General features: G+C 40.4%; 16 protein-coding genes. 12 read left to right on the top strand and 4 right to left on the bottom strand.

Annotation, left to right across the window (positions count from 1 at the left end; genetic code table 11):
• Positions 1-576: 576 nt before the first annotated feature.
• Positions 577-999, bottom strand: a complete 423-nt coding sequence (locus HHO47_RS13410; protein ID WP_169020749.1) for a hypothetical protein — start codon at positions 997-999, stop codon at positions 577-579.
• A 339-nt stretch (positions 1,000-1,338) separates the two neighbouring features.
• On the opposite strand from HHO47_RS13410, the gene ccoN reads away from it, so the two are divergent.
• From ccoN to ttcA, 11 genes are all read left to right on the top strand, one after another.
• Entirely contained in the window at positions 1,339-2,772 is a 1,434-nt protein-coding gene (gene ccoN / locus HHO47_RS13405) for a cytochrome-c oxidase, cbb3-type subunit I (RefSeq protein WP_169020748.1), read from the top strand.
• A gap of 12 nt (positions 2,773-2,784) precedes the next feature.
• A complete protein-coding gene (gene ccoO, locus HHO47_RS13400) occupies positions 2,785-3,459 on the top strand; it encodes a cytochrome-c oxidase, cbb3-type subunit II (RefSeq protein WP_169020767.1) in 675 nt (224 codons plus the stop codon).
• Between the two features lie 6 nt (positions 3,460-3,465).
• On the top strand, positions 3,466-3,651 hold the full coding sequence (locus HHO47_RS13395; protein WP_169020747.1) for a cbb3-type cytochrome oxidase subunit 3: 186 nt from the start codon (positions 3,466-3,468) through the stop codon (positions 3,649-3,651).
• The gene (gene ccoP, locus HHO47_RS13390) at positions 3,648-4,613 is read left to right on the top strand and encodes a cytochrome-c oxidase, cbb3-type subunit III (protein ID WP_169020746.1); all 966 of its coding nucleotides are present in this window, start codon (positions 3,648-3,650) and stop codon (positions 4,611-4,613) included. The genes HHO47_RS13395 and ccoP overlap by 4 nt, the downstream gene beginning before the upstream one ends.
• A gap of 148 nt (positions 4,614-4,761) precedes the next feature.
• On the top strand, positions 4,762-5,253 hold the full coding sequence (locus HHO47_RS13385) for a FixH family protein (RefSeq protein WP_169020745.1): 492 nt from the start codon (positions 4,762-4,764) through the stop codon (positions 5,251-5,253).
• A 10-nt stretch (positions 5,254-5,263) separates the two neighbouring features.
• A complete protein-coding gene (locus tag HHO47_RS13380) occupies positions 5,264-7,639 on the top strand; it encodes a heavy metal translocating P-type ATPase (RefSeq protein WP_169020744.1) in 2,376 nt (791 codons plus the stop codon).
• Positions 7,636-7,803 carry a cbb3-type cytochrome oxidase assembly protein CcoS gene (ccoS, locus tag HHO47_RS13375; protein WP_169020743.1) on the top strand — a complete coding sequence of 56 codons (168 nt, stop codon included), beginning with the start codon at positions 7,636-7,638 and terminating at the stop codon, positions 7,801-7,803. The genes HHO47_RS13380 and ccoS overlap by 4 nt, the downstream gene beginning before the upstream one ends.
• On the top strand, positions 7,796-8,467 hold the full coding sequence (locus tag HHO47_RS13370; RefSeq protein WP_169020742.1) for a sulfite exporter TauE/SafE family protein: 672 nt from the start codon (positions 7,796-7,798) through the stop codon (positions 8,465-8,467). Before ccoS ends, HHO47_RS13370 begins: the two co-directional genes overlap by 8 nt.
• 41 nt (positions 8,468-8,508) lie before the next feature.
• Entirely contained in the window at positions 8,509-9,243 is a 735-nt protein-coding gene (locus tag HHO47_RS13365) for an FNR family transcription factor (protein WP_169020741.1), read from the top strand.
• A 92-nt stretch (positions 9,244-9,335) separates the two neighbouring features.
• Complete coding sequence (uspE, locus tag HHO47_RS13360; protein WP_169020740.1) at positions 9,336-10,262, top strand: universal stress protein UspE; 927 nt, start codon at positions 9,336-9,338, stop codon at positions 10,260-10,262.
• Positions 10,263-10,336: 74 nt separating this feature from the next.
• The gene (ttcA, locus tag HHO47_RS13355; RefSeq protein ID WP_169020739.1) at positions 10,337-11,242 is read left to right on the top strand and encodes a tRNA 2-thiocytidine(32) synthetase TtcA; all 906 of its coding nucleotides are present in this window, start codon (positions 10,337-10,339) and stop codon (positions 11,240-11,242) included.
• A gap of 72 nt (positions 11,243-11,314) precedes the next feature.
• Here ttcA and secF read toward each other — a convergent pair whose 3' ends face one another.
• The 3 genes from secF to HHO47_RS13340 all read right to left on the bottom strand — a co-directional run bounded on the left by secF (position 11,315) and on the right by HHO47_RS13340 (position 14,695).
• Positions 11,315-12,241 (bottom strand): protein translocase subunit SecF, encoded by a 927-nt coding sequence (secF, locus tag HHO47_RS13350; RefSeq protein WP_169020738.1) that lies wholly within the window; start codon positions 12,239-12,241, stop codon positions 11,315-11,317.
• Entirely contained in the window at positions 12,238-14,091 is a 1,854-nt protein-coding gene (secD, locus tag HHO47_RS13345; protein ID WP_169020737.1) for a protein translocase subunit SecD, read from the bottom strand. Before secD ends, secF begins: the two co-directional genes overlap by 4 nt.
• 106 nt (positions 14,092-14,197) lie before the next feature.
• Positions 14,198-14,695: a hypothetical protein gene (locus HHO47_RS13340; RefSeq protein WP_169020736.1), complete on the bottom strand. Its 498-nt coding sequence runs from the start codon at positions 14,693-14,695 to the stop codon at positions 14,198-14,200.
• Positions 14,696-14,892: 197 nt separating this feature from the next.
• On the opposite strand from HHO47_RS13340, the gene HHO47_RS13335 reads away from it, so the two are divergent.
• Positions 14,893-15,606 carry a YebC/PmpR family DNA-binding transcriptional regulator gene (locus HHO47_RS13335; RefSeq protein ID WP_145233481.1) on the top strand — a complete coding sequence of 238 codons (714 nt, stop codon included), beginning with the start codon at positions 14,893-14,895 and terminating at the stop codon, positions 15,604-15,606.
• The last annotated feature ends 6 nt before the right edge of the window (positions 15,607-15,612 follow it).

Raw genomic sequence — 15,612 nt, 5'->3', positions numbered from 1 at the left:
TAGGCGGGTTTAACTGAACAAAAACTGAATGGTTGAACTAGAATTATACCGCACCTTATTATGTTAACCAATATAGGTAAAAAGGTTAACGGATGCTTCCTTGTTAATTAATTAATACCGTTTAAATTCAAGGTGTTAATGATATATAAAAACAATTTAAATACGTCTGAAATCAAACTAATGGACTTTGTAATCATATGCAATTAAAGTGTTAAAATACTCATATTAGAAAATTTCACAAGTTAATCACATCATTTTATTAAAACTGCAAAACTGACCAACAACTGCTAACTATAGTTATGCAATAATTTTGCGTATTTAAGCTCTATGCAACTTTTTTAATAGCAATATAATGCTGTTGAGCTTTGTTCATGGCAGCTTAATGTCAAAATAAGGTGGTTTTATGCGCACTCTATAAATTTAACTGAAAATATAATAAAGCGAGCTAATAAAAGGTGGCAAAAATGGAGTGTGGGTAGGTAGTATAATCGATAAAGGATGTCGTAACTAAAGAACCTGAGCTTGGATTATAAGCCTCTTAACTAACACTCAGATTTAATATGGATTAAACAGATATCAATAAGTCGCATCAAAGTAATAATATACATGCTTAATCTGGCCTTGTTGATTTTTAACTTCGAGTGTCAACTTCCAGGTCATATTGCGCTCGGAACAAATGCCAACCATACTTTGTGCCACTAAAATATCATCACGCGGCTCAAACATCACCGGTATATATCCCATATACATAGTGATACCTTCAAGCTTAGCACTGTGAACTAACAATGTGCTTGGTAACGATAAATGTATTTCAAAAGGCGTCTCTGGTGTTATTTGTTGCTCAGTTAACCAAATTTTCACCTGATTATCATACTCGCATAACTGGTTTGGCCGACAACTTGCACCTTGGGTTTGCTCTTCTATACTTAGTGGTTGTGGGTCACATGCCATTAACATATTCAATGTACTTAAAAACACAACTAAAAGCTTAATTGGCATAGTATTCCTTAGATAAATTAAAGGCCGATACTAATCAGCGTACCGTTAAAATACAACCACTGAGCAAAATTATTACGCAAATGTACAAAAGTGTGTCAAAAAACAACCAACTGCATGTGAAAAATTGATTGATGTCATAATTTTATGCAATTGACCTATCTTTTTTAGGCCAAAAATTTTATCATTTCCTCGCAAAAATAAGGGTTTCTCGAGTTTGTTTTCTGAAGCGGTCAAGACATTGAGGGTTTTTTGATAACATACTTGAGAGTAATAGTAGGCCCCACTTTATAAAGTGGGTAATTCATTTCTAAACGCATTTATTGCAGCGGAAGCCAGAAAATGAGCCAAACAGTAGCATCACAAACTGAGTACAACTATAAGGTTGTACGCCAATTCGCTATTATGACAGTGATTTGGGGCATCGTTGGCATGAGTATTGGGGTACTGATTGCTGCCCAATTAGCTTGGCCAGCACTTAACTTTGATACACCATGGTTAACATACTCTCGACTACGTCCGTTACACACGAACGCAGTTATTTTCGCATTTGGTACAAGTGCACTATTCGCGACATCATATTACGTCGTGCAACGTACTTGTCAAACGCGCCTCCTCTCAGATAAATTAGCGGCTTTTACCTTTTGGGGTTGGCAGTTAATTATCGTACTTGCCGTTATCACTCTTCCATTAGGTATTACCAGCTCTAAAGAATATGCAGAGCTTGAATGGCCAATCGATATCTTAATTGCTGTGGTATGGGTTACCTATGCCGTTGTATTCATGGGCACCATAGCTAAGCGTAAAGTATCGCACATTTATGTAGCTAACTGGTTCTATGCTGGCTTTATCATTACCGTAGCAGTATTGCATATTGTTAATAGTATGGCCGTTCCTGTATCATTAACTAAATCATATTCAATCTACGCAGGTGCGGTAGATGCGATGGTTCAGTGGTGGTACGGTCATAACGCTGTAGGTTTCCTATTAACCGCTGGTTTCTTGGGTATGATGTATTATTTCGTGCCTAAACAAGCTGGTCGTCCAGTTTATTCTTACCGTTTATCAGTTGTTCACTTTTGGGCATTGGTATCGCTATACATTTGGGCTGGCCCTCACCACTTACACTACACTGCACTTCCTGATTGGACGCAAAGTTTAGGTATGGTGATGTCTATCATCTTATTTGTCCCATCTTGGGGTGGTATGATCAACGGTATCATGACATTATCCGGTGCATGGCATAAACTACGTACTGATCCAGTACTACGTTTTTTAGTTGTATCGTTGTCTTTCTATGGTATGTCGACCTTTGAAGGCCCAATGATGGCTATTAAATCAGTAAATGCGTTATCTCATTACACTGATTGGACTGTTGGTCACGTTCACTCTGGTGCGTTAGGTTGGGTTGCGATGATTTCAATTGGTGCTATCTACCATCTGATCCCTGCGTTATTCTCACAAGGACGTATGTACAACATTAAACTAGTTAATACACACTTTTGGTTACACACTGTTGGCGTTGTACTTTACATTGTCGCAATGTGGATTTCGGGTGTTATGCAAGGTCTAATGTGGCGCGCAGTAAATGCTGACGGTACATTAATGTACAGTTTTGTTCAGTCACTACAAGCATCACATCCTTTCTATGTTATGCGCTTCTTAGGCGGTGTGTTCATCGTCGTAGGCATGCTAGTTATGGCTTATAACGTTTACCGTACGATTACAGCGAAAAACGATTCGTTGAAATTAGACGCGCAAGCACAGTTAGCATAACGGAGTGGGATGATGAGCAATAAAAATTCACAAAACAAACATGAAATAGTCGAAAAAAATATCGGCCTAATGGCTATCTTGACTGTTTTTGCTATTAGCTTCGGCGCACTAGTAGAGATCACTCCACTGATGTTCCAAGATGATACAACAAAGCCAGTAGATGGGTTACGCCCACTCAACGCGCTGGAAATGGAAGGCCGTGATATCTACGTACGTGAAGGTTGTTATAACTGTCACTCACAAATGATCCGCCCTTTCCGTGATGAAGTAGAACGTTACGGTCATTACTCTGTTGCTGGTGAGTCAGTATGGGATCATCCATTTCAATGGGGCTCTAAACGTACTGGTCCTGATCTAGCTCGCGTCGGTAAACGCTACTCGGATGACTGGCATTATGCACACTTAGTGGATCCACGAGCTGTGGTTCCTGAGTCAAACATGCCCGGCTTTCCTTGGTTAGCAGAGGATCGCGTTGATACCAGCCTTACTCTGAAAAAGCTTAAAATTTTCCGTGATACATTTGCTATCAATCCACAGAACCCGGCACACCCAGGTTTAGGGTATGGTAGTGACGAAGAACTAATCGCTGATGTTGCTAAAGTTGATGCAATGAATGACGGTAAAGGTGCGACAGAAATGCAAGCCCTTATCGCGTATTTGCAACAACTTGGCACACACTTGAAGTAATTTATTATGGATTACGGAACATACAGAGGCATTTTAACTCTGGTAATTTTAGTATTATTTATTGTCATTGTTGTGTGGGCATATAGCAAGCGTAGTAAAACTCGTTTTAAAGACGCCGCTAATGCCATCTTTGAAGATGAGAAAAAACACAACGATACAATCTCTAACGAGGAAAAGGAGTCTGAGAAATGACTAGCTTTTGGAGTATATGGGTTATTGTATTAACCCTATCGTGTCTTTTCATTTTGTTTGGTTTACTAGTATGGAACTTAAAAAACTATGCTGGCGTTAAAGAAGGTGAAAGCTGCGGACACGTATATGATGGTATTGAAGAACTAAATAATCCCCTGCCAAAATGGTGGACTTACATGTTCTTTGCAACATTTGCTTGGTCAGTTTACTACTTAGCAGCATTCCCAGGCTTAGGTAACTGGGAAGGTTTAGGTAAGTGGACAAGCTCGAATCAAGGCGTTACCTCTTTAGCTGAATCAAAACAAGCTGTTGAGAAAGCACATGCTGATGGCCGTTTTGTGAAGCTTGATGCTGAGTACCGCGCTGCAGATGAACGCTTTGGCCCAATTTTTGCCGCTTTTGCTAAGCAAAATATCGAAACGCTTGCTACTGATGAAAAAGCACTGGAAATCGGTCAGCGTTTATTCGCACAAAACTGTTCACAGTGTCATGGCTCTGATGCTCGTGGCGCCCAAGGCTTCCCTAACTTATCTGACAAAGATTGGTTATATGGCGGTACGCCAGATAAAATAAAAGAAACGATTTTACATGGTCGTATAGCTGCAATGCCACCTTGGGGCGCAGCACTGGGTGAGCAAGGCGTTAAAGAAATGACCGCTCATGTACTAAGTTTGTCTGGCCGTACAGTTAACCAAAAAGACGCCACCGCTGGCGCCACTAAGTTTGCAATGTGTGCCGCGTGTCATGGTGCAGATGGTAAAGGTTCTGTTGCACATAACTTACCATTTGGCGCTCCTGACTTAACGGATAACATCTGGCTTTATGGTGGTTCACAACGCGCAGTTGAAGAAACCATCATTAATGGCCGTGCTGGTGTAATGCCAGCATGGAAAGACATTTTAGGTGAAGAAAAAATTCATCTATTAACTGCATACGTTTATAGTTTATCGCTAGATAAATAACTAAAACGTTAATAGAATGTTTATATTTTAATGTTTTAATTCAATAGATTAATTCAGATCAAAAAAGCCTCCATCTGGAGGCTTTTTTTTAGTCTTTTCAACTTAAATCCTATAAAATGCCCTTATCGTAAACTAATTAAGTGTACTTATGAGCCCTACTCCTTGGTATAAAAATTTCTGGCCTTGGTTCTTAATATTTTTTCCGCTAGTTGCCATCATTGGCTGTATTTCTTTGTTTATAACAGCGATCGGCAATGGCCCTGATATGGTGGTTGATGATTACTATAAAAAAGGTAAAGCGATTAACTTAGAGTTAAGTAAGTTCAATAAGGCCAAAGCGTTATATCTACACGGTGAATTAACTGTGGATAGCGACAAGATAAGCTTTAAATTCAATAAAGGTGATAGCAGTAATATACATGCATTAAAGCTGTCATTCTATCACCGCACAATTCAAGATCATGATTTTGCTATTCATTTAACACCTAATGCGAATGGTGAGTTTACCGCTATTATCGCACCATTTATTAATGGCGCTTATACAGTATTTATTGAGCCAACCGACGGTAGCTGGAAGTTAAAAGAAAACATCACTTTGCCACATGAGCAAAGTATTGCCATCAGTCCTGAATATAAGTAGTCACGCTATCATGTCTAATAACTGCTTTCATTGTCTTGAAAGTGTACCAACTGGTTTCAACACGACTGTTATTATAGATGGTAGCGCAAAACCAATGTGTTGCATTGGCTGCCAAACTGTCGCTGAAACAATTGTCGCGCAAGGCATGACTGATTATTATAAATTCAGAACAGTGACTGCCGGTAAAGTTGAGCAGCTTATTCCTGAGCAGCTTGAATGGATCAAAAGTTATGATAATGAAGATATTCAAGATGAATTTATCGCCACAACGGATGATGTGAGCGAAGTATTACTGACCGTTGAGGGTATTACGTGCGCCGCGTGTGCATGGTTGATTGAAAAGCAACTATTAAATATACCCGCAATCAAACGCGTTGACGTAAATACATCAACAAACCGCGCGATGATCCAATGGCATAAGGATCAGACACCATTAAGCAATATCATCAAATCGTTATTGGAAATTGGCTACAAGGCCTACCCGTTTCAAGTCGATATTGAAGCAAGTCAAAAGCAACTTATAGCCAAAGCATATATTCGCAGACTCGGGGTCGCTGGTTTAATGACCATGCAAGTGATGATGTTTGCATTCGCCATGTACTTTGGTATGTTTTCTGGGATGGAAGAAAGCTTTGAACAGTATTTTCGATGGATCAGCTTAATACTCGCTTCACCGGTTATTTTATACAGTGCAATGCCCTTTTTAAGTAATGCAATTAATGGCTTAAAAGCCAAACAGTTAAACATGGATCTTCCTGTATCCATGGCTATTTTTGGCGCATATGGCGCAAGCAGTTATGCCACCGTGATGGCCGTGGGCGAAGTGTATTTTGAATCAATTTGTATGTTTACCTTTTTATTATTATTAGGTAAATATTTAGAGTTTAGGGCTCGACTTAAAGCCAGTGAATTCACTGCTAATTTACAAAAGTTATTACCACTTACAGCCCGAACTTTGGATGAAAATGGCCACGAACATATTATTGCAGCTAAAAAATTAAAACTCGGCGATCGCGTACTCATTAAAGCCGGTGAAACCATTCCGTCAGATGGTATTATTTGCTCAGGCAGTACCACTGTTGATGAAGCAATGATGACAGGTGAACATTTACCAGTTAATAAGTACATGGACCATCAAGTTTTTGCCGGCACCGTGAATCATGATGGTGTGATTGAGATCCTCATCAATAAAATTGGTCAAAACACTCTTTTAAACCAAATAATTAAACTGCAGCACAGGGCGCTTGTCACCCGTCCTAAACTGGTGGAGATCACCGACAAAGTAGCACAATGGTTTGTTGCCTGCCTGCTGGTATTTGCCTCACTTACCGCTATCGGTTGGTATCAAGTTGACCCTGAACATGCCTTTTGGATCACTATTGCGGTCCTTGTTGCAACTTGCCCATGTGCGCTAAGTTTAGCAATTCCAACCGCCTTAACCTGCGCTGTAGCAACATTGACCCGCAAAGGGATACTCATTAAACAATCTCATGTGCTAGAAACACTACCACAATTAACGCGTGTTGCATTTGATAAAACAGGCACGTTAACGCAAGGGCGTTTTAGCCTAGATGCTGTGGACTTATTAGCAGATTCTTTATCTAAAAAACAGGTTTTGGCTCTTGCAGCGCAACTCGAAAGTTACTCCGAGCACCCTATTGCGACTGCATTTAATGAATTTACACCCGCACCGCGCAACTTAACGAATATTAAAATTCACCCTGGCTGTGGCATCACTGGTAAAGATGACAATCATAACTATGCAATTGGTAAAAGTGGTTGGTTCAACAGTAAGAAAAGTAATGCTCAAGCAACGTTCTACATTGATCAACAACCGGTTGCTAACTTTTACTTTGTAGATGAAATAAAAAGTAATGCGGCAAACTTAATCTCCTCTTTACAACAGCAAGGCTTGAGCTGTCACATGCTAACCGGGGATGCTTCAAATGCAGGGCAAAAAATTGCTAAGAAACTCAAACTTGATAGCTTTAAAGTAGGTTGTCTGCCAGAAGATAAACAAAGCGAAGTAAAGCGGTGGTCAAGCCAAGGTGAAATTATTGCTATGGTAGGTGATGGTGTCAACGACAGTCCAGTGTTTAATAGCGCACATTTATCTATCGCGATGGAAACCGGTGCTGATATTTCCAAAAACACCGCCGATGTGGTATTACTCAATAGTGATTTAGCTGCTATCGAACATTTATTAACAGTATCAAAAAAAACACGTCGAATAATAAAGCAAAATTTAGCGCTATCATTGCTTTATAATAGCTCAATCTTACCACTTGCGGCATTAGGCTTAGTTGCACCTTGGATGGCTGTGATTGGGATGTCTGCCAGTTCCATCATTGTGATCAGTAACTCACTAAGGTTATTAAAATTATGAGTGTCATTTATATCCTTATTCCAATTGCAATTTTATTTGTACTGATCGCGATTGGGGTGTTTTTTTGGGCCGTTCGCGGTGAACAATTTTCAGATTTAAATAAACAAGGTCATAGCATTTTGTTTGAAGATGATAAAGATCAGCATAATAAAAGCAATGATTGACCCCTTATTTGTCAGCGCCTTTATCATGGGCCTGATTGGCAGCGGACATTGCATTGCAATGTGTGGTGGTATTGCCAGCTCCTTACAATTAGCCACAGATAAAACCAGGCCATTGCAGTACTCCATTGCATATAACATTGGTCGTGCCGCCAGTTATATGCTCGCAGGGGCACTCGTTGCTGGGATCAGCAGCCATTTTGCCACGCAAAGTCATTGGTTCGCGCTAACTTTAGCGTTTTTAAGTGGCCTGTTTATGATTTTGGTTGGCTTATACATCATGCGCTTAGGTGTAACTTTACAATGGCTAGAATCATTCGGTAAAACGCTGATATGGCAGCACTTGGTAAAACTAAACCGTTTTATAATGCCAATCAACTCATTACCTAAAGCCATGGCTTATGGCGCATTATGGGGTTGGTTACCGTGTGGTTTAGTTTATTCGGCGTTAACCTGGGCAATGACCAGCAACACTGCCCTTGATGGCGCTCTAGTGATGCTATTTTTCGCCCTTGGTACTTTTCCTGCTATGCTAAGTATCGGCATGGGCGCACAAGTATTGCATAAAGTATTAAATCACCCATGGGCACGAATAGCACTGGGCAGTGTACTTATTTGGTATGGAATTTATTTACTTATCATTGCAACTGACAAGCTGCTGCATTAATCTTAACGAATTAATGTGACAACATTTACTGGACTGAACTAATGGATTTATATCAAAACAAAGCTAAAAATAATTGCACCATCAGCTGCAATGACTGCAGTATTAGTCAATTGTGTTTACCTTTTACCCTCAATGGGCAAGAGATGGATAAGCTTGATGAAATCATTGAGCGTAAAAAACCATTACATAAAGGTGATTTTCTTTTTGAATCAGGAGCGCCACTGAACGCTATTTTTGCTGTTCGTTCTGGTTCGTTTAAATCTTACACCCTTTCTGAGCAAGGTGACGAGCAAATCACTGGCTTTCACCTAGCAGGAGATTTAATCGGCTTTGATGCAATAAATAAAATGGCACACCAAAGCTTTTCTCAAGCGCTCGAAACCTCAATGGTATGCGAAATCCCATTTACAACACTCGATGATCTAGCCGGTAAATTACCTAAACTACGCCAGCAGATGATGCGCCTGATGAGCAGTGAAATTAACTATGACCAAGAAATGTTTTTATCACTGAATAAAAAATCAGCCGAAGAACGCTTAGCCAGCTTTATCTACAACTTGTCAAATCGCTTTGGTGAACGCGGGTTTTCACGTAAAGAGTTTCGCTTTACCATGACCCGGGGTGAAATCGGTAATTACCTTGGTTTAACCGTTGAAACTATTAGTCGTTTACTGAGTCGTTTTCAAAAAGCAGCTTTAATCAAAGTGGAAGGTAAATTTATCACTATTCTAGATAGTGATGGGTTATCAGCAGCTGCAGCAATCCACCCAAAATAAATTTGATCTAGTGCAACAAGTTGTTAGCTGTTACTTTAACTACTCACGTTATACGTTACACTCTAACTATACAGTAGTTAAAGGAACAGCTTATGAACACTATCAAACAAATACTCGCCATTATTGATCCAACCGCTGAGTCTCAGCATGGTTTATCTCGCTCTATTGAATTAGCCAAAAAATCCGGTGCCAGCATCACCGCTTTTATGAGCATTTATGATTTTTCCTATGAAATGACGACCATGCTTTCTGGCGACGAGCGTGAAGCAATGCGCAATGCCGTCGTTAAAGACCGTCAATTATGGCTGGATGAAATTTTGCAACTTTATCCAGACGTCGAGATTAAAAGCCAAGTGGTTTGGCATAATCGCACTTATGAAGCGATCATTAATACAGTTATTGACCAACAGTTTGATCTGGTTGTAAAAGGGACTCACCAGCACGATACACTTAAGTCAGTTATTTTTACTCCAACCGATTGGCATTTAATTCGTAAATGCCCAGCCCCCGTATTATTGGTAAAAGAACACGCTTGGCCTTCGCAGGGCAATATTTTAGCTGCTGTCAACGCCGTAAGTGAAAATCAACAGCACCTTGATTTAAACCATTGTATTATTCAAGATGCGCAGTTTTTATGTGAACTGGCTAACGCAAGCCTCAGTATCGTTAACGCCTACCCTGCTACACCGGTTAATATTGCGATTGAAATCCCGGAGTTTAACCCCAGTATTTATAATGAGTCCGTAAAAAAACACCATATAGAATCGACCCATGAGTTAGCCGTTAGTCATAAAATCGCCCAGCAAAACTGTGTCATAGAAGAAGGTTTACCAGAGGACGTGATCCCTGATGTCGCAAAGCGCCTTAATAGTGAATTAGTGGTGATTGGTACGGTTGGCCGCACTGGATTAAGCGCAGCCTTAGTAGGTAACACCGCAGAGCATGTCATTGACAGCCTTGATTGTGACGTATTAGCCTTAAAACCCGATGGCTATGTGAGCCCGCTGGCAAAAGATTAAATAAATTTTGTTGATTGAAACTTTAGGCATATAATACGCCCCTTTATTTTACCCATCGTTCTAAAGGGGGCGTAATGTCGCATTCTGTTCAAGCCAAAGCTCAACATAGCTTATCTAAGTTACAAAAACGCTTACGTCGTCAAACCGGTCAAGCGGTGATGGACTTCAACATGATTGAAGAGGGCGACCGTATCATGGTGTGCCTCTCTGGCGGCAAAGACAGTTATACCCTACTCGACATGCTGCAACATTTGCAGCGTGTTGCCCCTATCAAATTTGATTTATTTGTGGTTAACCTTGACCAAAAGCAACCTGGTTTTCCTGAGCATGTGTTACCAGCATATTTAGACACACAGAATATCGAATATAAAATTGTTGAAGAAGACACCTATAGTATAGTGACCGATATTATTCCTGAGGGTAAAACAACCTGTTCGCTGTGTTCACGCTTACGTCGCGGCATTTTATACCGTACTGCAAATGAAATGCAGGCTACTAAAATAGCCTTAGGCCATCATCGCGACGATATGATCGAAACCTTATTCTTAAATATGTTTTATGGTGGCAAACTGAAAAGCATGCCAGCTAAATTAATGAGCGATAACGGCGAGCACATGGTAATTCGTCCATTAGCCTACTGTAAAGAAACAGATATTGAACAATATGCTATTGCTCAAGCCTACCCTATCATTCCATGTAATCTGTGTGGTTCACAAGAAAACCTGCAACGCAAACATACCAAAGCAATGCTTGCACAGTGGGATATTGAGCACCCTGGTCGTATTGAAAGTATTTTTACTGCAATGCAAAATGTTGTGCCTTCGCATCTAGCAGATAATGAGTTATTTGATTTCACCAACTTAAAAACCGGTGAAGTAATTGATGGCGGCGATATTGCGCTTGATAAGCCAGACATCCCAAAACAACCTGTGTTTAACGATGATGAAACAGCTGACGTTGTGACAATTAATTTAAGTTGATCATTGCCAACGTATAATTAATAAAATGCCGCGTTAATCGCGGCATTTTATTTTACTACAAAACAAAGTGAATTATGGCATATCCATTAACGCTTGGCTTTGCTCATCAATCTTAACTTGATAGTTTTCATGTCTTAAACCAAGTAGCTGCGGTAACGTTGCGGCAATACAAATTGACGATAATGTTCCCACAACAATTCCTACAAATAGTGCGATAGAAAACCCCTGTAACGGCGCACCAGCCAGTAACCATACACTCGCCACTGTAGCAAGTGTAGTGCCTGAGGTGATCAAAGTACGGGTCAAAGTGCTCTTAATTGATTCATTGATCACCGTATTCACGCTAGTTTGTTGTGTTGTGATATCTAAGCGCAGCAGCTCGCGTACCCGATCCCCAACAATAATTGAATCATTTAATGAATAACCAATGATTGCCAGTAAACTCGCTAACACGGTTAAGTTAAAATCAAGCTGTAACCATGCAAATAAACCAACTACCACCACCACGTCATGCATTAAAGCAACAACCGCTCCCAACGCTAAGCGCCACTCAAACCGTAGCGCTAAATAAATCATCACGGCAACCATTGCCGCAAATAATGCTAAACAGCCTTGTTCAAATAATTCATCGCCAACTTGTGAGCCTAAGTAAGAAGATGACAACACTTCTGCACCCAGTGTCTCATCTTGCGTAAGTGTTGCTAACCAAGCCGACGTACTGGCTTGCTCTGCCTCTCTTAACTGAAAGTGCTGGCTAGATTGAGCGCTTAAAGTAAAGTCATCAAGGTGATAATAACTAATTTTTTTCGCCAGCTCTGCCTCACTAATCGGCACTGCAGTGGTAAATTCAGTTAAATAACCGCCAGTAAAATCAAGGCCGAAATTGAGTCCTTTTGTAGCAACCCCGATTACAGAAAGCAGCACTAGTAGGATAGATAAAACCAACCCCGATAAACGTAAGCGGGTTGTGGTGCTCATTTTTTCACTTAAATTACTCATGCACTAGCTCCTCGCTTGTTTGCCAATTTTAAATACAAAGTCTGACTCAACGCCTTGGAGACATACACCCCGGTAAATACGCTAGTTATTAGCCCTAACCCCAGCGTAATTGCAAAGCCTTTGATTGGCCCATAGCCAATACCATACAAAATAATTGCCGTGATCATGGTCGTAATATTAGCATCAAAAATTGTCGCAAATGCTTGTTGGTAGCCCTGCTCTATCGCTTGATATGGCGCTCGGCCTTTACGGCGCTCTTCTTTGATCCGCTCAAAAATAATAACATTAGTATCAACAGCCATACCGATTGTCAGTACCAGCCCGGCTATGCCTGGTAAAGTTAACACCACGCCAGGCAGCAGTGACATTAATCCTACTAAAGCTGTTAAATTCAATAATAAGGCAATATTTGCCACCAGCCCTAAACGGCGATACCACAGCGCCATAAAGGCTAATGTAATACCCATTCCCAACATTAAGGCCGCGAGCCCATTATGTATATTATCTGCGCCCAAGCTTGGCCCAATGGTTTGTTCTTGTACGATTGTCACCGGCGCAGTTAATGAACCTGCACGTAATAGCAATGCTAAATCCTGCGCCGCTTGTGGGCTTTGCATATTAGTAATACTAAATTGGCTACTCAAATGTTGAGCTATATTGGCAACATTAATCACTTCACTTTTTTTAACTACTTCACCTTGGGCATTTTTATAATATTCAGAATACACCGTTGCCATTGGTTTACCGATATTACGTTTTGAAAATGCCGACATCGCCTCGCCACCTTGGCTATCAAGGCTAAGTTGCACTAGCGACTTGCCCCATTCATCGCGCCCGGCATGAGCATTATTGATGTGTTGTCCTGAAAAAATAGCAATTGGGTCTAAAGTGATCGAGCCACCATTTTGCAGAGTAAAGGTTTTTCCACCAATTTCTTTAAGCTGATAAAAATCAAGCGACGCTGTTGCACCTATAATGCGCTTTGCTTCACTTGGATCTTGTACACCGGGTAACTCAATACGGATCCGTTGTTTACCTTGGCGCTGGGTAACTGCTTCAGTAATACCTAACTCTTCAATACGTCCTCTTAAAGTAGTTAAGGTTTGACTCATTACTTCTTTATCAAACATATCACTACCTTGTTCACTAAAACTAAATGCCACGGTTGTTAAATTACCCTGTGAATGCGCAGTTGCGATTAAACGCTCAAAACGCTTTAACACGTTCGCCTGTACTACAGCTAAATCACTTTTAGCAGCTGGTAATGCGTGTAATTCAAAACCATGGGTATTTTTTTGTACGCGAATACCTCTGGCTTTTTGATCCCGAATAATTGTTTTAGTTTGTTCATACGCACTATCAAGTTGCTCTTGTTGCGCTTTCACTAAATCAACATCTAATACAAATAACACCCCACCATTGAGATCAAGACCTAATTTTATAGGTGCTAATCCTAAGCTTTGTAACCAACCGGGACTGGTTTGATGTGTAACTATTTTTGCATGCAACTGCGTAAATTCACTTTTTAACGCTTGTTGCGCTGCGGCACTTTTGGTTGGCTCTTGTAGTAACACATTTAATGAAAGGCTATTTTGCGCCACTTGAATTGATTGCTCAACCAAAAACCCGTGTTGATTTAAAAAATCAATAACAGATTGTTGCGAAGGAGTATTCGCTAGTAATTGCTGTGAATGTGACTGGCTCTGCGTTGTACTCAGATGCAGCCACGATTTTGCTGGATATAAATTTGGTAAGGCACTGATCGCTAATAATACCAGCGCCAAAAACATCGCCATATAGCTGATTTTAAAACGCAATAGCCGCGGTTTTTTTGATGAATTTTTTAACATATTTCTTCCTTTAAACCAATGCAAACATCGGTTTCACGCCACATCGGCGCAGTAATTTATTTGCTTTAGTTGAGTGACTAAAACACCGAAAAATTAGTAGGAAGAATTAACTGTAATAAGTAAGCACTGCACGGTATTGTAAGTTGGCGTCTTTCCAACCACTAATCCGTGATTTTTTACTTTCGTAGGCTACAAACCAAGGTAATGTTATTGGCGGTTCGAGGGGTTGTAAGTAAAGTTGCCGCGCAAGGCTAGGTACAAAAAACTCAAATATTGCCACATAACTTGGCTCAACTTGGTTTTGATACAGAAATAGTGATGAATTACTCACTGCAAAGCGTAGTTGTAAAGACTCAAACCCCGCGCCTTCAGTTTGTTGATCAGCCGCCGCAATTGGTACCTTCTTGGTAAAAGGAGTGATATCTGATACTGAAGTATCAAATACCTTCACCTCTAAAGCACTCAAATCAGCTAACATCACCGATTGAAAAATAGCGCTCGGCTGGCTCACATTAGCCTTAGCGTTGCTCACAGCATTAGCCTGCACACTAAAAAGTGCAGTAAACAGCAGTAATACAGTAAGGACTAAGCGAAAACGGATCATTTTATTATCTAAATAGTAAGCTGCTCTTATAAATGGGGAGTAATTGCCCTATTTCAATAGCTAATTTGCTATTTAACAAAAAAACCGCAAATAAAACTACTTCCGGCCAGAAATCACAGTCGATAATTAAGCGAGTTGGGTATAGAATACATCACTATAAAATTTATACATTTAAAAATATTTAAGGCGAAACGCAGATGGGAAGAGCTTACCAAAACAAAAAAGATTCAATGGCTAAGACTGCGGGTGCTAAAACTAAAGTTTACTCAAAGTACGGTAAAGAAATTTATATTTGCGCAAAAAATGGTGGTATTGATCCTGATGGCAACTTATCGCTACGTCGTTTAATTGAACGCGCTAAAAAAGATCAAGTGCCAGCACACGTAATTGACCGCGCAATTGATAAAGCCAAAGGCGGCGGCGGTGAAGACTACTCAGCAACTCGTTACGAAGGCTATGGCCCAGGTAACTGCATGATCATTGTTGATTGCTTAACTGACAACAACAAACGTACCTTTGCTGATGTACGTGTCTGTTTTACTAAAGCAAACGCTAAAATTGGTGCACAAAACTCGGTATCTCATTTATTTGATCATTTAGCTATTTTTGTATTTGATGGCGATGATGACGAAGCCGTGCTTGAAGCACTCATGATGGCTGACGTTGATGTCACAGACGTAGAAGTTGAAGCCGGTAAAGTCACTGTTTTTGCTCCGCATACTGAGTACAACAACACCCGAACCGCACTTGAAGAAATGGGCGTTACTGAGTTTGATGAAGATTTGATCTCATTTGTGCCACAAGTTGAAGCACCCATTGCAGGCGAAGACGTAGAAGTAATGGAACGCTTTTTAGCCATGCTTGAAGATTGTGACGACGTACAAAACGTGTACCACAACGCTCAATTTTAATTAGAA

This window comes from Pseudoalteromonas arctica (assembly GCF_012927645.1).
Taxonomy (GTDB): domain Bacteria; phylum Pseudomonadota; class Gammaproteobacteria; order Enterobacterales; family Alteromonadaceae; genus Pseudoalteromonas; species Pseudoalteromonas arctica_A.
This window is presented reverse-complemented; position numbering and strand designations above follow the sequence as displayed.